This is a genomic window from Microvirga alba (assembly GCF_015694465.1).
Lineage (GTDB): Bacteria > Pseudomonadota > Alphaproteobacteria > Rhizobiales > Beijerinckiaceae > Microvirga > Microvirga alba.
In genome coordinates this window covers 570319-589664 of the sequence record NZ_JADQDO010000002.1, presented here as the reverse complement: position 1 = coordinate 589664, position 19346 = coordinate 570319, and the positions used below count along the sequence as shown (strand labels likewise).

18 protein-coding genes are annotated in these 19346 nt (G+C 64.4%); 16 read left to right on the top strand and 2 right to left on the bottom strand.

Translation table 11 applies throughout. The annotated features are described in order from the left end of the window. Positions 1-10: 10 nt before the first annotated feature. The 16 genes from ybeY (at position 11) to I2H38_RS06995 (ending at position 17853) form a co-directional block, all read left to right on the top strand. The gene (gene ybeY, locus I2H38_RS07070; RefSeq protein ID WP_196271345.1) at positions 11-469 is read left to right on the top strand and encodes an rRNA maturation RNase YbeY; all 459 of its coding nucleotides are present in this window, start codon (positions 11-13) and stop codon (positions 467-469) included. Positions 470-595: 126 nt separating this feature from the next. Next, the gene (locus tag I2H38_RS07065) at positions 596-1615 is read left to right on the top strand and encodes a hemolysin family protein (RefSeq protein WP_196271109.1); all 1020 of its coding nucleotides are present in this window, start codon (positions 596-598) and stop codon (positions 1613-1615) included. Next, a complete protein-coding gene (lnt, locus tag I2H38_RS07060; RefSeq protein WP_196271108.1) occupies positions 1612-3204 on the top strand; it encodes an apolipoprotein N-acyltransferase in 1593 nt (530 codons plus the stop codon). The genes I2H38_RS07065 and lnt overlap by 4 nt, the downstream gene beginning before the upstream one ends. 50 nt (positions 3205-3254) lie before the next feature. Then, the gene (locus I2H38_RS07055; protein WP_196271107.1) at positions 3255-3656 is read left to right on the top strand and encodes a helix-turn-helix domain-containing protein; all 402 of its coding nucleotides are present in this window, start codon (positions 3255-3257) and stop codon (positions 3654-3656) included. A 115-nt stretch (positions 3657-3771) separates the two neighbouring features. Beyond that, a complete protein-coding gene (metK, locus tag I2H38_RS07050; protein ID WP_196271106.1) occupies positions 3772-4950 on the top strand; it encodes a methionine adenosyltransferase in 1179 nt (392 codons plus the stop codon). A gap of 6 nt (positions 4951-4956) precedes the next feature. After that, the gene (trmB, locus tag I2H38_RS07045) at positions 4957-5640 is read left to right on the top strand and encodes a tRNA (guanine(46)-N(7))-methyltransferase TrmB (protein WP_196271105.1); all 684 of its coding nucleotides are present in this window, start codon (positions 4957-4959) and stop codon (positions 5638-5640) included. 197 nt (positions 5641-5837) lie between these two features. Continuing rightward, a complete protein-coding gene (gene rimP, locus I2H38_RS07040; RefSeq protein ID WP_196271104.1) occupies positions 5838-6461 on the top strand; it encodes a ribosome maturation factor RimP in 624 nt (207 codons plus the stop codon). 12 nt (positions 6462-6473) lie between these two features. Then, positions 6474-8087, top strand: coding sequence for a transcription termination factor NusA (nusA, locus tag I2H38_RS07035; RefSeq protein WP_196271103.1), 1614 nt, complete (start codon positions 6474-6476; stop codon positions 8085-8087). 137 nt (positions 8088-8224) lie between these two features. Beyond that, positions 8225-8896, top strand: a complete 672-nt coding sequence (locus I2H38_RS07030; RefSeq protein ID WP_324617359.1) for an RNA-binding protein — start codon at positions 8225-8227, stop codon at positions 8894-8896. After that, a complete protein-coding gene (gene infB / locus I2H38_RS07025) occupies positions 8893-11835 on the top strand; it encodes a translation initiation factor IF-2 (protein WP_196271101.1) in 2943 nt (980 codons plus the stop codon). The genes I2H38_RS07030 and infB overlap by 4 nt, the downstream gene beginning before the upstream one ends. Before the next feature lie 329 nt (positions 11836-12164). After that, a complete protein-coding gene (gene rbfA, locus I2H38_RS07020; RefSeq protein WP_196271100.1) occupies positions 12165-12584 on the top strand; it encodes a 30S ribosome-binding factor RbfA in 420 nt (139 codons plus the stop codon). 4 nt (positions 12585-12588) lie between these two features. After that, entirely contained in the window at positions 12589-13509 is a 921-nt protein-coding gene (gene truB / locus I2H38_RS07015) for a tRNA pseudouridine(55) synthase TruB (protein ID WP_196271099.1), read from the top strand. Between the two features lie 385 nt (positions 13510-13894). Then, a complete protein-coding gene (gene rpsO, locus I2H38_RS07010) occupies positions 13895-14164 on the top strand; it encodes a 30S ribosomal protein S15 (protein WP_196271098.1) in 270 nt (89 codons plus the stop codon). 330 nt (positions 14165-14494) lie between these two features. Next, positions 14495-16657 carry a polyribonucleotide nucleotidyltransferase gene (gene pnp / locus I2H38_RS07005; protein ID WP_196271097.1) on the top strand — a complete coding sequence of 721 codons (2163 nt, stop codon included), beginning with the start codon at positions 14495-14497 and terminating at the stop codon, positions 16655-16657. A gap of 169 nt (positions 16658-16826) precedes the next feature. Continuing rightward, positions 16827-17438, top strand: a complete 612-nt coding sequence (locus I2H38_RS07000; protein ID WP_196271096.1) for a pyridoxamine 5'-phosphate oxidase family protein — start codon at positions 16827-16829, stop codon at positions 17436-17438. 64 nt (positions 17439-17502) lie between these two features. Then, positions 17503-17853 (top strand): RidA family protein, encoded by a 351-nt coding sequence (locus I2H38_RS06995; RefSeq protein ID WP_196271095.1) that lies wholly within the window; start codon positions 17503-17505, stop codon positions 17851-17853. A 46-nt stretch (positions 17854-17899) separates the two neighbouring features. On the opposite strand, the gene I2H38_RS06990 is transcribed toward I2H38_RS06995, so the two are convergent. Continuing rightward, complete coding sequence (locus I2H38_RS06990; protein WP_229426574.1) at positions 17900-18400, bottom strand: BA14K family protein; 501 nt, start codon at positions 18398-18400, stop codon at positions 17900-17902. A 115-nt stretch (positions 18401-18515) separates the two neighbouring features. Beyond that, positions 18516-19316, bottom strand: a complete 801-nt coding sequence (locus I2H38_RS06985) for a BA14K family protein (protein ID WP_196271094.1) — start codon at positions 19314-19316, stop codon at positions 18516-18518. Positions 19317-19346 lie beyond the last annotated feature (30 nt).

Sequence of the window (19346 nt, the reverse complement as noted above, 5' to 3'; positions counted from 1 at the left end):
ACTCGACATCATGATTGAGGGGGGCGATTGGGCCCGCCTCGACGACGTGGAAGCTTTAGCCCAGCGCGCCGCTGAGGCTGCGGCAGCCGTCGCGGACGAGGCCGACGAGGATTTCGAGATCAGCGTTCTCCTGACCGACGACGCCGCGATTCGCGAGCTGAACCGGACCTGGCGGGGCAAGGACAAGCCGACGAACGTCCTCTCCTTCCCGGCCCCGGAACAGCCCGGCGCGACAGGCCCTCGCCATTTGGGCGATATTGCATTAGCTTATGAGACGTTGGTGCGGGAATCCGAGGATGAGTCCAAGGACCTGTCGCACCATTTCGCCCATTTGATCGTCCATGGGGTCCTGCATCTTCTCGGCTACGACCACGAGGTCGAGGCGGAGGCGGAAATCATGGAAGCTCTCGAGGTGAAGGCGCTCGCCACCCTTGGCATCGCCGATCCCTATCGCGATATGGCAGCATGAACGGCAGACGTTTGGAGCATTTTACGCAAAAGTGGATTCCGGTTTTGCGAAAAGAAAATGCGGCAAGATAGGACCTTCAGGAGCGGTTCCCTGCAGGGAATGCTCCGAGGCTGAAACTCAAAAGCAATGAACGAAGATCGAAGTCGTAACGACACCTCGGTTCGGACCTCTCCGGACCCTGAAGGCTTGCGCGATCACTGGTATGACCGGCTCCTGATCCGCCTTGGCCTGAAGACCCGCGATTCCATTCGCGAGGATCTCGAAGACGCTCTCTCGGAAACCGTCGAGGACCCGGACTTCTCGCCCAAGGAACGGGCGATGCTGAAGAACGTGCTGAGCTTCCACCGCATCCGGGTCGACGATGTCATGGTGCCCCGGGCCGACATCGTGGCGGTGGCCATCGATACGACGCTGGGCGATCTGCTCAATCTCTTCCGCTCCGCCGGTCACTCGCGCCTGCCGGTCTACGGCGACACCCTCGACGACCCCAAGGGTATGGTCCATATCAGGGACTTCCTGGATTTCATCGCCATGCGGGCCGATGCCGGTGCATCGGAATCGGGCGCCAGTGACGACACCCCGCCGCCGAGCCTCGGCCAGATCGATCTGTCCCAGACGCTCGCCTCCGCCAACATTCTGCGGCCTGTCCTCTTCGTACCCCGGTCCATGCCCGCCATCGACCTTCTGGTGCGCATGCAGGCGACCCGCACCCACATGGCCCTCGTCATCGACGAATATGGTGGCACGGACGGTCTGGTCTCCATCGAGGACCTGGTCGAGATGGTGGTCGGCGACATCGAGGACGAGCACGACGACGCCACCGAAATCATGATCGTGCCGAACCCGGACGGCACCTTCACCGCCGACGCCCGCGCCAGCCTCGACGAGATCAAGGAGAGCCTCGGAATCGACCTGACCGACGAGGACAGCGCCGAGGATATCGACACCATCGGCGGCTTCATCGTCACGCTCGCCGGACGCGTTCCCTCCCGCAACGAGCTGATTCTCGGGCCCGGGAATCTGGAATTCGAGGTGCTCGACGCCGATCCCCGCCGAGTGAAGCGCCTGCGCATCCATCGCCGCGACGCCGCGCCCGCGGCAGAGGCGGAATCAACCTCATCCCCCGAAAGCGCTGTCGCCGGATGATCTCGCTTGCTGACCGCGTCGTTCTCGCGCGGGGATGGCGCCGCGCGCTGGTGGCCATCTTCGCCGGCGCGGTTGGGGCCGTGGCGATGCCGCCCTTCGGCGTTGTGCCCGCACTCGCCGTCTCCCTGACCCCGGCCATCTGGCTGCTCGACGGCACGCGCAAAAGCCCCTCCCTGGCGGCGGGCCTGAAATCGGCAGCAATCCTCGGCTGGCTCTGGGGTTTCGGCTATTTCGTGGCCGGACTCTGGTGGCTCGGCGCAGCCTTTCTCGTGGAGGCGGATCAATTCGCCTGGGCCCTCCCCTTCGGGGTCTTCGGCCTGCCGGCGCTTCTCGCCTTCTTTCCCGCCTTCGGGTTTGCTCTCGCCCGCGCCCTCTGGACCCCGGATGCCTGGCGGATCGTGACCTTCGCGGCCTGCCTGACCATCAGCGAGTGGCTGCGCGGAAACCTTTTCACCGGCTTTCCCTGGAACAACCCAGGCATGGCGCTCGGCCAGAATATCTGGCTGATGCAGACCGCCTCGCTCGTCGGCCTGTACGGCCTGACCTTTCTTTCCGTCGGCATCGCGTCCGCCCCCGCCCTCCTCGGCACCGGCCGCACCCGCCCGGAGCGTTGGACCGCGCCCGCGCTCGCTCTCATCGCGCTCGCCGCCATGGCGGCTTTCGGGGCCTTGCGGGTTCCGGGCGAGCCCGTGGCCCAGGTGGAGAATGTACGCCTGCGCCTCATGCAGCCCAACCTGCCGCAGGACGCCAAGTTCAACCCCGACAATCGCCAGGCGATCATGCGGCGGTATCTCACCATCAGCAGCGCCCAACATGACGGCCATCCGCCGACCCACATCATCTGGCCTGAATCAGCGTTCCCCTTCCTTCTCCATCGCGATCCGGCCTCGCTCGCCCAGATCGGGGCCCTCGTGGGGCGCGACGCGATCCTGATCACGGGTGCTGCCCGCATGGATCAGCCATTGCCCGGGGAGGCCGTCGGCAAGTTCTTCAATGCGATCCAGGTCATCGACGGACAGGGCACGATCCTCAGCTCCTACGACAAGGTGCATCTCGTCCCGTTCGGCGAATATGTGCCGAAATTCCTCGACGCGGCGATTCGGGCCGTGGGCCTGCGCCAGTTCGTGCATATCCCCGGCGGCTTCGAGCCGAGCGAGAGCCGCGCCACGCTGGCCGTTCCCGGTCTGCCCGCGGTGGCTGCGACAATCTGCTACGAGGCGATCTTTCCGGGTGAGATTCTCCCCGACGGGCCGCGCCCCGACATGATCCTCAACGTGACCAACGACGCGTGGTTCGGCCAGACGCCGGGGCCTTATCAGCACTTCGCGCAGGCCCGTTTGCGGGCCGTGGAAGAAGGACTTCCCTTGGTTCGGGCCGCGAATACGGGAATTTCTGCCGTCGTCGATCCGTATGGCCGCGTGGTCGCAAGCTTGTCCCTCGGCGCGGAAGGCGTGCTCGACGCGTCCTTGCCCGTCGCAATTTCCGCAACTGTTTCCGGCCGATACGGAAGGTTTGTTTTGACGGCCACGCTAGTGATCTGCTTAATGGCCTCCATCGCACGCCAAAGGCGGCGATTGTCTCCTATATAGAAAAAAAGAGACATTCCTTTGGGGCAGATCTGACAAGGAATCGTGAGCCAATGAAGAAGTCGACCGGCTCGATCGATAAGGAAATCGGTAGCAGGGTGCGTATGCGCCGTATTTCAGTCGGCATGAGCCAAGAAAAACTTGGCGATATGCTTGGCCTGACCTTCCAGCAGGTCCAGAAATATGAAAAAGGCACCAATCGCATCAGCGTCGGACGCCTTGTCGACATTGCCAAGATCCTTGGCGTCGACATCCCCTTTTTCTTCAACGGCATCAAAAGCATCAAGGCAGACGCCGGATTCGCAGAAGAAGAAGCGCCTCCCTATATCTCGGAAGTCATGTCGACGCCGGAGGGGCTTCAGCTCATTCGGACCTTCACGAACATCAAGAATCCCAAGGTCCGTAAGAGTATTGTCCAGCTTGTGTCCGCCCTGGCCTCCCAGGACGACCAGTAACGTTCGTCAAAAAGAACGTGTCCGCTTGACCTTTCTATCGGCCTGCGGCATGAGCAAGACTGAATGCCTGCCGAAGCGGGCCCGTTTGCCGTGCCAGATTTAAGGGAACTGTGTCGTGCGCCGTTCAAGCTATCTTTTCACGAGCGAGTCCGTCTCCGAGGGACATCCTGACAAAGTCTGCGACCGGATCTCGGACGCGGTCGTCGACGCTTATCTGGCGGCGGAGCCGGAAGCGCGCGTGGCCTGCGAAACGCTGGCCACCACCAATCGCGTCGTCATCGCGGGTGAAGTGCGCGGTCCCGAATCGATCACCAAGGATCGGGTCATTGAGCTCGCCCGCGATGCCATCAAGGACATCGGCTACGAGCAGGAAGGCTTCCACTGGAAGAAGGCCGAGGTCGACGTTTATCTGCACGCCCAATCCGCGCATATCGCGCAGGGCGTGGACGCCGCCGGCAACAAGGACGAAGGCGCTGGCGACCAGGGCATCATGTTCGGTTACGCCTGCAACGAAACGCCGGAGCTCATGCCGGCGCCGATCTTCTACGCCCACAAGATCCTCGAAGACCTGACCCAGGCCCGCAAGGCCAAGGCGAACGGCGCCGCAGTTCTCGGCCCGGACGCCAAGAGCCAGGTCACCGTCCGTTACGAGAACGGCAAGCCCGTCGGCGTAACGCAGATCGTGCTCTCGACCCAGCATCTCGACGAGAACCTGTCTTCCGAAGAAGTGCGCGCAATCGTCGAGCCCTATATCCGCAAGACCCTGCCCGCAGGCTGGGTTTCTCCGGAAACGATCTGGCACGTGAACCCGACCGGCAAGTTCGTGATCGGCGGCCCCGATGGCGATTGCGGCCTCACCGGCCGCAAGATCATCGTCGATACTTACGGCGGCGCGGCCCCGCATGGCGGCGGCGCGTTCTCCGGCAAGGATCCGACCAAGGTCGACCGCTCGGCGGCTTACGCAGCGCGCTATCTTGCCAAGAACGTGGTGGCTGCCGGCCTCGCCGATCGCTGCACGCTCCAGCTCTCCTACGCCATCGGCGTGGCCAAGCCGCTTTCGATCTATGTGGACCTGCACGGAACCGGCAACGTCGACGAGGCGAAGCTCGAGGCCGTTCTGATGGAAGCGGTGGACCTGTCGCCGCGCGGCATTCGCACTCATCTCGGCCTCAACAAGCCGATCTACGCCCGCACCTCGGCCTATGGCCATTTCGGCCGCAAGCCGGATGCCGATGGCGGCTTCTCATGGGAGCGGACGGACCTCGCCGGCACCCTCAAAACCGCGCTGAGCTAAACCTCGATGAGCGAAGCCTTGGAACGGACCGGCGCCTTTTTCGGGCGCCGGAAGGGAAAGAAGCTTCGCGCCGGACAGGATGACCTCGTCCAGAATCTGTTGCCTGCCATCCGCGTGACGCCGGGTGTTGCCCCGGCGAGCCTGTTTTCGAACGGCGACGCGCGGAAAACCTGGCTCGAAATCGGCTTCGGCGGCGGCGAGCATCTCGCCGCCCAGGCCCGCGCCCACCGCGACATCAATTTCATCGGCTGCGAGCCCTTCGTGAACGGCATGGCGAAACTTCTCGCCGTCATCGACGAGGACGGGCTCGACAATATCCGGGTCTGGGACGACGACGTCACGGATCTCTTGCCGACCCTGCCCGATTCCTGCCTCGACCGGGTCTATATCCTCTATCCCGACCCTTGGCCGAAGCGCCGCCAACGCAAGCGCCGCCTGGTTTCCGACGAGACGCTGACGATGCTCGCGCGGGTCCTGCGCCCGGGCGCGGAACTGCGCTTTGCCAGCGACATCGACGATTACATCGGCTGGGTGCTGGCCCGCGTGCTGCGCTCCTCCGATTTCCGCTGGACGGCCGAGCGCCCGGACGATTGGCGCAAACCCTATGAAGGCTGGCCCGGCACTCGCTACGAGGCCAAGGCCCAGCGGGAAGGTCGCGTGCCGTCCTATTTGACCTTCGTGCGGGTTTAACCCCCTCAGGTGTCATTCCTGGCCCGTGCGGGCCGCCGGGGATGGATAAACCGGCGCAACTCCAGTCCTTGCATTCCGGAGTAGAGAGCGATATATCCGTCAGGTCAGTTCTGGTTGCAGTGTTAGCTGCTTGTCAGAGTGGGCCCCGCCGGGTCCGCTCTTTTTTATTGCTCGAACGCCAGAGCTTGCGGAGAGCCATGACGAACGCACGCGACAAGCGTCTCATTACGGAAAACGGCGTGGCCGCCCGGGTGGCGGCGATTGTAGAGCCTGTGATCGAGGATCTCGGCTTCAATCTGGTGCGCGTGAAGGTTACGGGCACCAACGGTTGCACGGTGCAGATCATGGCCGAGCGGCCGGACGGCACCATGTCGGTAAGCGATTGCGAGACCGTGAGCCGGGCGATTTCGCCGGTTCTGGACCTCGAGGATCCGATTTCCACGGCGTATTACCTCGAAATTTCCTCGCCTGGGATCGACCGACCGCTCGTACGCGCCAGCGATTTCGAGCGCTGGACCGGATACGACACCAAGATCGAGATGGCCGTGCCGGTCGCGGGCCGCAAACGCTACCGGGGTTTTCTCCGCGGCGTGGAGGGCGAGACGGCCGCCGTCGAATTGCCGGACGTGAAAGAGGGCGAGGAGCGGATCGTGCGCCTCACCTTGACCGATATCGGCGAGGCCCATCTGGTTCTGACCGATGAATTGATCCGCGAGTCGCTGCGCCGGGGCACGGCGCCGACCACGGATGACCTTGACGACGAAACGGATGTGGAGACCGCGCCTGAACCGGGCGACCCACAAACCAAGACATCCAAGTAAGGAGCGACCTCGATGGCTATTAGCGCCAACAGGCTGGAACTCTTGCAGATCGCGGATGCGGTCGCGCGTGAGAAGGTGATCGACAAGCAGATCGTGCTCGATGCAATGGCCGACGCCATCGCCAAGGCAGCGCGCTCCCGCTACGGCGCCGAGACGGACATCCATGCGGAGATCAACCCGAAGACCGGCGAGTTGCGCCTGTCGCGGCATCTCCTGGTGGTGGACGACGCCGCGCTTGAAAACGATTCGCGCGAAATCGCCCTGTCCGAGGCGCGCAAGCGCAACCCGGCGGCCCAGGTCGGCGACGCCATCTCCGAGACCCTGCCCCCGTTCGATTTCGGCCGCATCGCGGCCCAGTCGGCCAAGCAGGTGATCGTGCAGAAGGTGCGCGACGCCGAGCGCGACCGTCAGTATCAGGAATACAAGGACCGCATCGGCGAAGTCGTGAACGGCGTCGTCAAGCGCGTCGAATACGGCAACGTGATCGCCGATCTCGGCCGTGGCGAGGCAATCATCCGCCGCGATGAATTGATCCCGCGCGAAACCTTCCGCCCCGGCGACCGCATCCGCGCCTATCTCTTCGACGTGCGCCGCGAGGCCCGTGGGCCGCAGATCTTCCTGTCGCGCACGCATCCGCAGTTCATGGCGAAGCTCTTTGCCCAGGAAGTGCCGGAAATCTACGACGGCATCGTCTCGATCCAGGCGGTGGCCCGCGATCCGGGTTCCCGCGCCAAGATCGCGGTGATTTCGCGCGACTCGTCCATCGATCCGGTCGGCGCCTGCGTCGGTATGCGCGGTTCGCGCGTCCAGGCCGTCGTCGGCGAATTGCAGGGCGAGAAGATCGACATCATTCCGTGGTCGCAGGACCAGGCGACGTTCATCGTCAACGCGCTCCAGCCCGCGGAAGTGGTCAAGGTGGTGCTCGACGAGGATGCCGACCGCATCGAGGTGGTGGTTCCCGACGATCAGCTCTCGCTCGCCATCGGCCGTCGCGGCCAGAACGTGCGGCTTGCCTCGCAGCTCACCGGCTGGGACATCGACATCCTGACCGAGGCCGAGGAATCCGAGCGCCGTCAGAAGGAATTCGCCGAGCGCACCGAATTGTTCATGAATGCTCTCGACGTGGACGAGGTCGTCGGTCAGCTGCTGGCTTCGGAAGGCTTCCGCTCGGTCGATGAAATCGCCTACGTCGATTCCGCCGAAGTGGCTACGATCGAAGGCTTCGACGAGGACACGGCGAGTGAAATTCAGGAACGCGCCCGGGAATACCTGGCCCGTATCGAGGCCGAGAACGAGGCCCGCCGCACGGAACTCGGCGTCGCCGACGAGCTGAAGGAGATCGACGGCGTCACCTCGGCCATGCTGGTGGCCTTCGGCGAAAACGACATCAAGTCGATCGAGGATCTGGCCGGCTGCGCCACCGACGATCTCGCCGGCTGGACGGAAGGCCGGGGTCCGGAGGCGGTCCGCTACAAGGGTGCTCTCGACGGCTTCGACGTCTCCCGCACTGACGCGGAGGGCATGATCATGGCCGCCCGCGTGAAGGCGGGCTGGATCGAGGCACCGGTGGAAACCGAGGAATCGGCGGATGATGCCGAGACCACGGCCGAAGCCGACGCTTCCTAAACGGTCATGGTCAGCGCATCGTGCGGAAAAGTGGATCCGGTTTTCCGCGCGAGCGATGCGCTCATTGAGAAGAAAGCATCGAATGATCCCGAAAGTGGCTTCCACTTTCGGGTTCGATGCCAGCGAGGACAGAACCCGTGCCGCGGCATGAACCGGAGCGCACCTGCATCGTTACCCGCACGGCTCAGCCGTCGGCGGGGCTGATCCGGTTCGTCCTCTCGCCTGATCATCAGGTCGTCTTCGACCTGAAACACAAGCTTCCGGGCCGGGGTGTCTGGGTCACGGCCCGCTCCGACCTGGTGGAAGAGGCGGTCAAGCGCCGCCTGTTCGCCCGCGCCTTCAAGGCCGAGGTCAAGGTTTCGGGGACGCTCGCGGCCGACATCGAGCAAGTGCTCCGGGACGACCTGCGCCAGAGCCTGGCCATGGCCAATAAGGCTGGCGCGGTCGTGACCGGTTTTGGAAAAGTCGAGTCGGCTATCCTTGAAAAACCTCTCGCCGCCCTTATTCATGCCGCAGAAGCGGCCGAAGATGGGCGGCGAAAGATCGCGAATCAGTTGCGTAAACGCCTCGGCGAGGCAATATCAAGCGTTCCGGTCATCCTAGATTTGTCAAATGACGAATTGGGTTTGGCATTAGGCCGGTCACATGTGATACATGCTGCCCTCGTCGCGGGCGCTGGGAGCGACGGCTTTCTAAACCGCTGGCATCGTTACCGCTCCTATTGCGGCACCGACGCCGATCAGGCTGGCCTCGAAACCGAGACCGGCGAACCGACGAATTTGAAACCGCAGGATATTGAGGCGGAATGACCGATACGAAAAACCCGGGCGACAAGACTCTGCATGTGTCGCCCAAGACGCTTTCATTGAAGCGCCCCGTCGAACAGGGCGTGGTGCGCCAAAGCTTCTCCCATGGCCGCTCGAAGGCGGTCGTGGTCGAGACGGTGAAGCGTCGCCCTGTCGGAGCGGGCGGAGCGCCCGAACAGAAAGCCGCGCCGCCGCAGGCGCCGGCTCCGGTAACTGCCGCGCCGAAAGTGGCCCAGCAGGGTCGGCCGCAGCGGTCGGGCGGATCCTCGTCGAACGCGCCCCGTTCAGGCGTTGTGCTGCGCACGCTCTCCGACCAGGAGCGCGATGCCCGCGCCAGCGCGCTGATGGATGCCCGCCGCCGCGAGGAAGAGGATCGCAAGCACCAGGAGGAAGAGGCCAAGCGTCGCGCCGAGCGTGACGCGGCCGAAGCCGTGGAGCGTGCCGCCGCAGAGGCCCGCAAGCGCGAGGATGACGAGCGCCGCCGGCAGGAAGAAGAACACAAGCGTGTTGCCGCGGAGCAGGCCCGCCGCCGTCTCGGCGAAGAGGCCGCTCCGGCGCCCGCCCCCCGTCCCAGCACGGGTGCACCGCAAGGCGCACGCCCCGAGAGAGGTCCCTCGGATCGCTCGGGCGAGCGCAGCTTTGGTGACCGCCCCCGTCCGAGCGGTGACCGGCCCGGTGGCGAGCGCAGCTTTGGCGATCGCCCACGTCCCAGCGGCGACCGGCCTGGCGGCGAGCGTTTCGGCGATCGCTCCGGACCCCGTCCGGGCGGCGCAGGTCCGCGCCCCGGTGGTGGTTTCGGTGGCCCGCGCAGCGGCGGTGGCACGACCGGCGGTCGTCCGCCAAGCCTCAACCACATGGCCCGTCCTGCGGCGCCCGTTGTGCCCGATCCGTCTACGGCGAAGCCGAATACCCGCACCGCACCGCCCGTCGCGACCCGCGCCGTGGTCGTGGACGACGAGGAGGGGAGCCGCACGATCCGGCGCCCCGGCGTGGCGGCGAAGCCCGCCGCGCTTCCCAAGACGCCCAAGGCCGCTCCCGGCGAGGAGAAGCGCCGTGGCCGCCTGACGCTGTCCACTGCAACCTCCGGCGAGGACGAACGCACCCGTTCGGTCGCCTCGTTCCGCCGCCGCACGCAACGCCTGACCGGTCATCGGCAGGTCGAGCAGAAGGAAAAGATCGCCCGCGAAGTCATCATCCCCGAGACAATCACGATTCAGGAACTCGCCAACCGCATGTCGGAGCGCGGCGTGGACGTGATCAAGCTGCTCATGAAGCAGGGGCAGATGCACAAGATCACAGACGTGATCGATGCCGACACCGCTCAGCTTGTGGCCGAAGAACTCGGTCATACGGTGAAGCGCGTGGCCGAGTCGGACGTGGAAGAAGGTCTGTTCGACACGGTGGACGTGGGCGAAAACCTTACCTCTCGCCCGCCGGTCGTGACCATCATGGGTCACGTCGACCACGGCAAGACCTCGCTGCTCGACGCCATTCGCAAGACCAACGTGGTCTCCGGCGAAGCCGGCGGCATCACGCAGCATATCGGCGCCTATCAGGTAACCTCGCCGCTCGGCGGCAAGATCACCTTCATCGACACGCCGGGTCACGCGGCCTTCACCGCCATGCGCGCCCGCGGCGCGAAGGTGACGGATATCGTCGTGCTGGTCGTGGCCGCCGATGACGGCGTCATGCCGCAGACGATCGAGGCGATCACCCACGCGCAGGCGGCCGGCGTGCCGCTGATCGTGGCGATCAACAAGGTCGACAAGCCCGACGCCAAACCGGACCGCGTGCGCACCGAATTGCTGCAGCACTCGATCGTGGTGGAGTCTCTGGGCGGCGAAACCCTCGAATTCGAGGTGTCCGCCAAGACCGGCCAGGGTCTCGAGACCCTGCTCGAAGGCCTCACGCTGCAATCCGAAATCCTTGATCTCAAGGCCAATCCGGAACGCTCGGCGGAAGGTACGGTCATCGAGGCGAAGCTCGATCGCGGTCGCGGTCCGGTCGCCACGGTGCTGGTCCAGCGCGGCACGCTGCGCACCGGCGACATCGTCGTCGCCGGCGCCGAATGGGGCCGCGTGCGTGCGCTCATCAACGATCTCGGCGCCAATGTGAAGGAGGCTGGTCCCTCCGTTCCGGTCGAGGTTCTGGGCTTCAACGGCACGCCGGAAGCGGGCGACCGCGTTGCGGTGGTGGAATCGGAGGCCCGCGCCCGCGAGGTCACCGAATACCGCACCCGCCAGAAGCGCGAGCGTCAGGCGGCCCGCATGGGTTCGGCCGGCCGCACCCTCGCCGACATGATGCGCGACCTGAAGGCCGGAGCCGGCCGCAAGGAATTCCCGCTCGTGGTCCGCGCGGACGTGCAAGGTTCGGCGGAAGCCATCGTCGGCGCGCTGGAAAAGGTCGGCAACGACGAGGTTTCGGCCCGCATCATTCAGTCGGGTGTCGGCGGCATCTCGGAATCGGACATCACTCTGGCCGAAGCCTCCGGCGCCATCGTGCTCGGCTTCAACGTGCGCGCCCACAAGGAAGCCCGCGAGGCGGCCGAGCGTGCGGGCATCGAAATCCGCTACTACAACATCATCTACGATCTCGTGGATGACGTGAAAGCAGCGATGTCGGGCCTTCTCGCTCCGACGCTGCGGGAAGAGCGGCTCGGCGAAGCGCAGATCCTGGAAGTGTTCAACGTGTCCAAGGTCGGCAAGATCGCAGGCTGCCGCGTCCTCGACGGCGTGGTTCAGCGTGGCGCTCATGTCCGCCTCATCCGCGACAACGTGGTCATCCACGAAGGCCGCTTGAGCCAGCTCAAGCGCTTCAAGGACGATGCGCGCGAGGTCACGGCGGGCCAGGAATGCGGTATGTCCTTCGAGAACTACCAGGACATGCGCCAGGGCGACCTGATCGAGTGCTATCGCGTGGAAGAGGTGAAGCGGACGCTCTGAGTATGATTCAGAAAAGCGGAATCCGGTTTTCTGAAATGATCATACGACTCTGAAGCCCCGCTTCGAACACTCCGGAAGCCCTCATCCTGAGGAGGTGCGAAAGCACCGTCTCGAAGGACGAGGGCATTTCCAGAGCGCGATGGAGCCACCTTCGAGACGCCGCTGACGCGGCTCCTCTGGGTGAGGCCCACAAGCATACCCACATCGCTCCAAAGGCATCGCCCCTGCGTTCATGGAACGCCGAAGGCGGTGTCCATGGCTTCCGGGCTCGTGTTTCGCACGCCCGGGAATGACGAACCTGTTTCCGGTCCAATCCCGGGGGTGAAAAAATGGCTAAACGTTTCGAACAAAATACCGGCCCCTCGCAGCGCCAGCAGCGCGTGGCCGAGCTCGTGCGCCATGCGCTCGCCGAGGTTCTCTCGCGCGGCGACGTGCAGGACGACGTGCTCACAAAGCACGTCATCACGATTCCGGAAGTGCGCATGTCGCCGGATCTCAAGCTCGCGACGGCGTATGTCATGCCGCTCGGCGGCAAGGACGAGGACGCCGTGATCAAGGCGCTCGACAAGCACAAGAAGGTGCTGCGCCAGGAAGTCGCGCGCCGGGTGAACCTGAAATTCGCGCCCGATCTGCGTTTCCGCCGCGATGAAAGCTTCGACGAGGCCGCGCGCATCGATGCGCTGCTCCGCACGGAAAAGGTCCAGCGCGACACCGCCAAGCCCGCGCCCGACGACGATAACGACGAGTAATTTGATGACGGAAGAACGACCGCAACGCCGGCCCCAGGGCGACCGGCCGAAGAAGCGCGACGTCAATGGATGGATCATCCTCGACAAGGGCGTGGGCATGACCTCGACCCATGCGGTCGCGGTGGTCAAGCGCGGGCTCTCGGCCAAGAAGGCCGGTCACGCGGGCACGCTCGATCCGCTGGCCTCCGGCATTCTGCCGATCGCGCTCGGCGAGGCGACCAAGACCGTGCCCTTCATCATGGACGGTCGTAAATCCTACGTCTTCACCGTCGCCTGGGGCGCGGAGACCAACACCGACGATTCCGAGGGCGAGGTGGTCGAGCGGACGGACAAGATTCCGGCCGCCGCCGAGATCGAAGCCCTGCTGCCGCGCTTCATCGGCCAGGTGCAGCAGGTGCCGCCGCGCTTTTCCGCCATCAAGATCCAGGGCGAGCGCGCCTACGACCTCGCCCGCGACGGCGAGGTGGTGGAATTACAGGCCCGCACCGTCGAAATCGATCGGCTCGCGCTGGTGCACCACGAGGGCAACCGCTCCGTGCTCGAAGCCGATTGCGGCAAGGGCACCTATGTGCGCGCGATCGCTCGCGACCTCGGCCGCGCGCTGGGTTGCCTCGGCCATATCGCGGCGCTCCGGCGCACCCGGGTCGGCCCGTTCACGGAAGCCGACGCGGTGGTCGTCGACGATCTCGCCACCGATCCGGCCGCTCTGCGCCCGGTGGAAACCGCGTTGAGCGAAATTCCCGCGATCGCGGTCAGCCGCGACATGGCCGCGCGCCTGATGCGGGGCCAGTCGATCATCCTGCGCGGCCGCGACGCCCCGATCTCCGGCAAGATCTACGCCACCTGCAACGGCGTTCTCGTCGCTGTCGGCGATGTGGAAAAGGGGGAGCTTGTGCCGCACCGGGTGTTCAATCTCGGGGCGTAAGGTGGACAGGAAGCGCCGTCATTCCGGGGCCGCGTAGCGGAGCCCGGAACCGATGAACGCCAACGGTGCCGGATTTTCCGCGGCGGCACCTGAACCGCTAGTGGCTATGGGTTCAAGCATCACGCTTCGCTCGCCCCGGAATGACGGGGTGGGGTCAAGGAACCCCATCCTCTTGCCCCGCTTCGGGAAAAACGAAATCTCTGGCGCTTGCGCCGTTTTCGTGTATGGTGCGCCCACTTCCCGCAGGCGTTGCTTGCGAGATTTCGTCGGACGATCAGACCGCGCTGGACGACATCCCGGCCCGGCCTTCCCCGACGAACCGGACCTTTTCGCTCTTCAAAAGGGCAAGGTCTTTTTTAACAAACCCGAACCGAAAGGATATGCGATGTCGATTACGGCTGAGCGCAAGAACGCGCTTGTGAAGGAATTTGCTCAGAAGCCTGGCGACACCGGTTCTCCGGAAGTGCAGATCGCCATTCTGACCGAGCGGATCAACAACCTCACCGGCCACTTCAAGACCCACACGAAGGACAACCATTCCCGTCGTGGTCTTCTGAAGCTCGTCTCGCAGCGCCGCTCGCTCCTCGACTACGTGAAGAGGAAAGAAGAGAGCCGCTACAAGGCCATTATCGAGAAGCTCGGCATCCGCCGCTAACTTCTCCGAAACTTCCGTCCGGGGCTCGGGCCCCGGACGGCCTCCAGAGCATGATCCGGAACCACCAGTCCGAATAGTGGAATCCGGTTTTCCGAGAAGATCATGCTGAAACAAAGCATGGAGCTGGTGCTCAAGGACACGGTCCAAGCAGATTCAGCTCCGACGCCGACGAGAGAGATCCCGGCGTTCTCAAAAGGATGCGGATGACGCGATGGCCATGGCAGGATCGCAAGAGGCTTCGACAGGCAGGGCGCTTTCGCCCACTGCGGAGCGTCTTGCCGTCTTGCTCATGGCATCGAGCCCCCGCCCTGTCATGAAAGACAAAACCACATGTTCGATATTCAACGCGAAGAACTGATCTGGGGCGGGCGCAAGCTCACGCTCGAGACGGGCAAGATGGCCCGTCAGGCCGACGGCGCCGTCATCGCCACCTATGGCGAGACCACCGTGCTCGCCACCGTCGTGTCCGCCAAGGAGCCGAAGGCAGGCATCGATTTCTTCCCGCTCACGGTGAACTACCAGGAGCGCACCTACGCCGCCGGTCGCATTCCGGGCGGCTATTTCAAGCGCGAAGGCCGTCCGACCGAGAAGGAGACCCTGGTTTCCCGCCTCATCGACCGTCCGATTCGCCCGCTCTTCCTTGAAGGCTACAAGAACGACACCCAGGTCGTCGTGACCGTGCTCTCGCACGATCTCGAAAACGATCCGGACATCGTCGGCCTGGTCGCGGCCTCCGCCGCCCTGACCCTTTCCGGCGTGCCCTTCATGGGCCCGGTGGGTGCTGCCCGCGTTGGCTATATCGGCGGTCAGTACAAGCTGAACCCGTCGCTCCAGGAAATGGAAGAGACCTCCCTCGACCTCGTCGTCGCCGGTACGGCCGACGCGGTGCTGATGGTCGAATCCGAGGCCAAGGAACTGGGCGAAGACGTGATGCTCGGCGCCGTGATGTTCGGCCACAAGCACTTCCAGCCGGTGATCGAAGCCATCATCCGCCTCGCCGAGAAGGCCGCCAAGGAGCCGCGCGACTATAAGCCGGCCGACGTCTCCGACGTGGAGAAGGCCGTTCTCGACATCGCCGAGAAGGATCTGCGCGAAGCCTACAAGCTCACCAAGAAGCAGGACCGCTACAGTGCCGTCGACGCCGTGAAGGCGAAGGTGTTCGAGGCGCTCTGCCCGGCTGAAGGTGAAGCCAAGTTCGAGGCCGAGAAGGTCAAGGCCGTGTTCAAGGACGCGCAGGCCAAGGTCGTGCGCTGGAACATTCTCGACACCGGCACCCGCATCGACGGCCGCGATCTCAAGACCGTGCGCTCGATCGTCTCCGAAGTCGGCGTTCTGCCCCGCACCCACGGCTCGGCTGTGTTCACCCGCGGTGAGACGCAGGCTCTCGTGGTCGCCACGCTGGGCACCGGCGAGGACGAGCAGTACATCGACCAACTCGAAGGTACCCGCAAGGAAACCTTCCTGCTGCACTACAACTTCCCGCCCTACTCCGTTGGTGAGACGGGCCGCATGGGCTCGCCCGGCCGCCGCGAAATCGGCCACGGCAAGCTCGCCTGGCGCGCCATCCACCCGATGCTGCCCCCGAGCCACGAGTTCCCCTACACGATCCGCGTCGTGTCGGAGATCACCGAGTCGAACGGCTCGTCCTCGATGGCGTCCGTCTGCGGCGGCTCGCTGGCGCTGATGGATGCGGGCGTTCCGCTTCGCCGTCCGGTGGCGGGCATCGCCATGGGCCTCATCCTCGAGGGTGAGCGCTTCGCGGTCCTGTCCGACATTCTCGGCGACGAGGATCACCTCGGCGATATGGACTTCAAGGTGGCCGGCACGGATCAGGGCATCACCTCGCTCCAGATGGACATCAAGATCGCCGGCATCACCGAGGAGATCATGAAGATCGCCCTCGACCAGGCGAAGGACGGCCGCGCCCACATCCTGGGCGAGATGAACAAGGCGCTCACCGCGCCGCGCGCCGAACTCGGCGAGCACGCTCCGCGCATCGAGACCATGCAGATCCCGGTCGACAAGATCCGCGAAGTCATCGGTTCGGGCGGCAAGGTCATCCGCGAGATCGTGGAAAAGACCGGCGCCAAGATCGACATCAACGACGACGGCCTCATCAAGATCGCCTCTGCCGACGGCAAGTCGATCAAGGCGGCCTATAACTGGATCCGCTCCATCGTCGCCGAGCCCGAGATCAACACGATCTATGAAGGCACCGTCGTCAAGGTGATGGAATTCGGCGCCTTCGTGAACTTCTTCGGTTCGCGCGACGGCCTCGTTCACATCTCCGAGCTCGCCAAGAACCGCGTCGGCAAGGTCACCGATGTGGTCAAGGAAGGCGACAAGGTGAAGGTCAAGTTCCTCGGCATGGACGAGCGCGGCAAGGTCCGTCTCTCCATGAAGGTCGTGGACCAGGAGACCGGCGAAGACATCACCGAGAAGCTCAAGGCCGAACGCGAAGCCGAAAAGGCCAAGCAGGCCGCCGGCGAGTAACGGCGTTAAAGCCTCAAGTTTAAGTGGAAAGGGCGGCTTCGAGCCGCCCTTTTTTGTTGTTTTCGCGGCCCCGAGAATGCGCCATCACGCTGAACGAGAACGTCGGTCGCTCCTTGTTCAACGAATGGACGCTGTTGATTGTGCGGCCAAAGTCGCGTCAAATCCGGTCATGACCACCATCTCGACACTCCCCGCCCTCGAAGCCCTCTATGGCGAAGCCGGCGAAGCTTCCATCGTCAAGGAAACGGATCGGATCGTGCCGGTTTACCGCGCCTTCATCGAGGCCTCGCCTTTCGCGGCGCTGGCGACGCGCGGGCCGGAGGGCTTGGATTGCTCGCCGCGCGGCGACGGGCCGGGGTTCATCCGGGTACAGGATGAGAAAACCCTGCTGTTGCCCGACCGGCGCGGCAACAACCGCATCGATTCGCTTCGCAACATCGTGCGCGATCCGCAGGTCGCGCTGCTGTTCCTGATCCCCGGCATCGGCGAGACGTTGCGCGTCAATGGCCGTGCGGTGATCTCGGTGGAGCCAAGCCTGCTCGCAAGCTTCGCGGTGGATGGAAAAGCGCCGAAGAGCGTTCTCGTCATCACGGTGGATTCGGTTTTCTTCCAATGTTCGCGCGCCATCGTCCGCGCGGATCTGTGGAATCCGGACAAGCATCTGTCGCGCAAGGCCGTTCCGAGCGCGGGCGAGATGATCGCGGCGCTCAGCCAAGATCGTCTCGGCGGCGAGGCCTATGACAGGGCGTTGCCCGAACGGGTGAAAACAACTCTCTATTGATGCCTTGACCTGAGGCGAAAGCGCATCGACAAAGCAGGCCTCGTTTTTCCAGAAGGATATTCCCATGACGATCCAGCGCATCAAGCCCGGCCCCCGCATGAGCGGCGCGGTCGTTCACGGCAACACGGTTTATCTCGCCGGTCAGGTCGCGGCTGAGACCGCCGGCAAGAGCGTCGGCGAGCAGACGAAGGAAATTCTCTCGATCATCGACGGTCTTCTTGGCGAGGCGGGCACGGACAAGACCAAGATCCTGATGACCAATATCTGGCTCACCGACATGGCGACGTTCCAGGAGATGAACGCCGTGTGGGATTCCTGGGTGTCGCAGGGCAACACGCCCGCCCGCGCGACGGTCGAGGCGAAGCTCGCCGCGCCGCAATACAAGGTCGAAATCGCCGTCATCGCGGCGAAGTAAGTTAAAAAAGGGCCCCGGAAGGGGCCCTTTCTTCACGCATTTCGGATCACGGGCACGGATGCCGCAGGCCGTCATAGCCCAGATAGGTGCCCGAAGCCGGATCGTAGGACCGGAAGCGCTGCGCGCAGTAATTCACGCCGACGGGCGCAACGCTTCCCGTTACCAGCGGCTCCGACGCGAGCGCGCCTGCGGCGAGCGCTCCGGCAGCGAGGCCCGCCGCCCCATAGCCGTAGTAGCCGCCATACCGGCGATAGCCGCCGTAATAGGCCCCGCGAGCGTAGGGTCGGCCATAGGCATAGCGCCCGCCATAGACGCCTCGGCGATAGGCGACGTGGCGATAACCTCCGCCATAGCCGCCCCGCACTCCGACCGATCTCCTATAAACGGCGCGGGCATACTGCGTCACCAGCTGGTCCCGTTGAATGAGCTGCTGAAATTTCGCCGAGGGAGTCGCCTGGGGCGCCGCTTGGGCCGATGCCGGACCGGCAAAGAACGAAGCCGGCGCGAGCGCGGCGCTGGCCAAGGCAGCGATGATGAGTTTTCGCATGAGACCGCTCCTTCCTGATTTCGCGTGATGGCGAACGTCCCGCCGGAACGAGCGCTCCCCTCAGAAAAGGCCGATGGGCCCCGAAGGGCCCATGGCTTGTGTTGTTACATTCAGGCTAGAAGCAGAGATGCCGTTGACCGTCCGGGCCCCAGAAGGTGTCCGAGATCCGATCGTATGTCGGGAACCGACGCGAGCAATAGGAGATCCAAGTCTGGCCCGCCCATTGCGGGAACTCGCTGCCCCGCGCGAAGCCGTACCCGACGGCCCCCGTCGTCAACCCAATGCTGCCGGTGGTCTCCGGCCCCGTCACGACGGGCCCCGTCACCGCCCCGATGCTGCCCGAAACCGCCGGCGAGAGGCTGGTGTTGAGGTAGCCTAAGCCCGGCACGAATCCGTATTCATATCCGAGCTGGTTCATCGGGCTGAAATATTGACGCGGTGTCTGTCGCGCGATGCTGCCTGTCGTCAATACCTCGCCACCAGACCAGGCCGGAGGGACCCGCGCGATGCTGCCCGTCGTCACCACGTTGTAACCGGGAGACCACGTAGAGGCGTAGTAGGCCGGATACCGCCAACGCCACGAGCTGGCGGCGACCCGCGGACCGACCCAGACTCGCCTGGTCGCAACGAAGACCCGCCCACGCGGCGTCATCACCGTACGCCGGTAAGTCACGAAGTGTCCGCGATGCATCGCGACGCGCCGATGCACGACGACGCGATGCATGGCGACCCGATGATGCACGACACGGTGGGCTCGCACGTGATGAACCCTGTACTGAGTATAGTCTGCCTTCTGTGTCAGTGCCGCCAGATCATCCGACGACAAAGGTCGTGCTTCCACGGAAGCCGCCGCCGCCAGCAAGGATACGCTGCCGAGAGCCGCCGCCGCCAAAGTTGTGAGGATGGCTTTGCGCATGAGAAGTCTCCTTAGACTGTACGGGAGACT

Excerpts from the sequence above, each read along its gene's own strand:
- ybeY (WP_196271345.1), top strand. The coding sequence starts at position 11 with ATGATTGAGGGGGGCGATTGGGCCCGCCTCGACGACGTGGAAGCTTTA.
- I2H38_RS07065 (WP_196271109.1), top strand. The coding sequence starts at position 596 with ATGAACGAAGATCGAAGTCGTAACGACACCTCGGTTCGGACCTCTCCG.
- lnt (WP_196271108.1), top strand. The coding sequence starts at position 1,612 with ATGATCTCGCTTGCTGACCGCGTCGTTCTCGCGCGGGGATGGCGCCGC.
- I2H38_RS07055 (WP_196271107.1), top strand. The coding sequence starts at position 3,255 with ATGAAGAAGTCGACCGGCTCGATCGATAAGGAAATCGGTAGCAGGGTG.
- trmB (WP_196271105.1), top strand. The coding sequence starts at position 4,957 with ATGAGCGAAGCCTTGGAACGGACCGGCGCCTTTTTCGGGCGCCGGAAG.
- rimP (WP_196271104.1), top strand. The coding sequence starts at position 5,838 with ATGACGAACGCACGCGACAAGCGTCTCATTACGGAAAACGGCGTGGCC.
- nusA (WP_196271103.1), top strand. The coding sequence starts at position 6,474 with ATGGCTATTAGCGCCAACAGGCTGGAACTCTTGCAGATCGCGGATGCG.
- infB (WP_196271101.1), top strand. The coding sequence starts at position 8,893 with ATGACCGATACGAAAAACCCGGGCGACAAGACTCTGCATGTGTCGCCC.
- rbfA (WP_196271100.1), top strand. The coding sequence starts at position 12,165 with ATGGCTAAACGTTTCGAACAAAATACCGGCCCCTCGCAGCGCCAGCAG.
- truB (WP_196271099.1), top strand. The coding sequence starts at position 12,589 with ATGACGGAAGAACGACCGCAACGCCGGCCCCAGGGCGACCGGCCGAAG.
- rpsO (WP_196271098.1), top strand. The coding sequence starts at position 13,895 with ATGTCGATTACGGCTGAGCGCAAGAACGCGCTTGTGAAGGAATTTGCT.
- pnp (WP_196271097.1), top strand. The coding sequence starts at position 14,495 with ATGTTCGATATTCAACGCGAAGAACTGATCTGGGGCGGGCGCAAGCTC.
- I2H38_RS07000 (WP_196271096.1), top strand. The coding sequence starts at position 16,827 with ATGACCACCATCTCGACACTCCCCGCCCTCGAAGCCCTCTATGGCGAA.
- I2H38_RS06995 (WP_196271095.1), top strand. The coding sequence starts at position 17,503 with ATGACGATCCAGCGCATCAAGCCCGGCCCCCGCATGAGCGGCGCGGTC.
- I2H38_RS06990 (WP_229426574.1), bottom strand. The coding sequence starts at position 18,400 with ATGCGAAAACTCATCATCGCTGCCTTGGCCAGCGCCGCGCTCGCGCCG.
- I2H38_RS06985 (WP_196271094.1), bottom strand. The coding sequence starts at position 19,316 with ATGCGCAAAGCCATCCTCACAACTTTGGCGGCGGCGGCTCTCGGCAGC.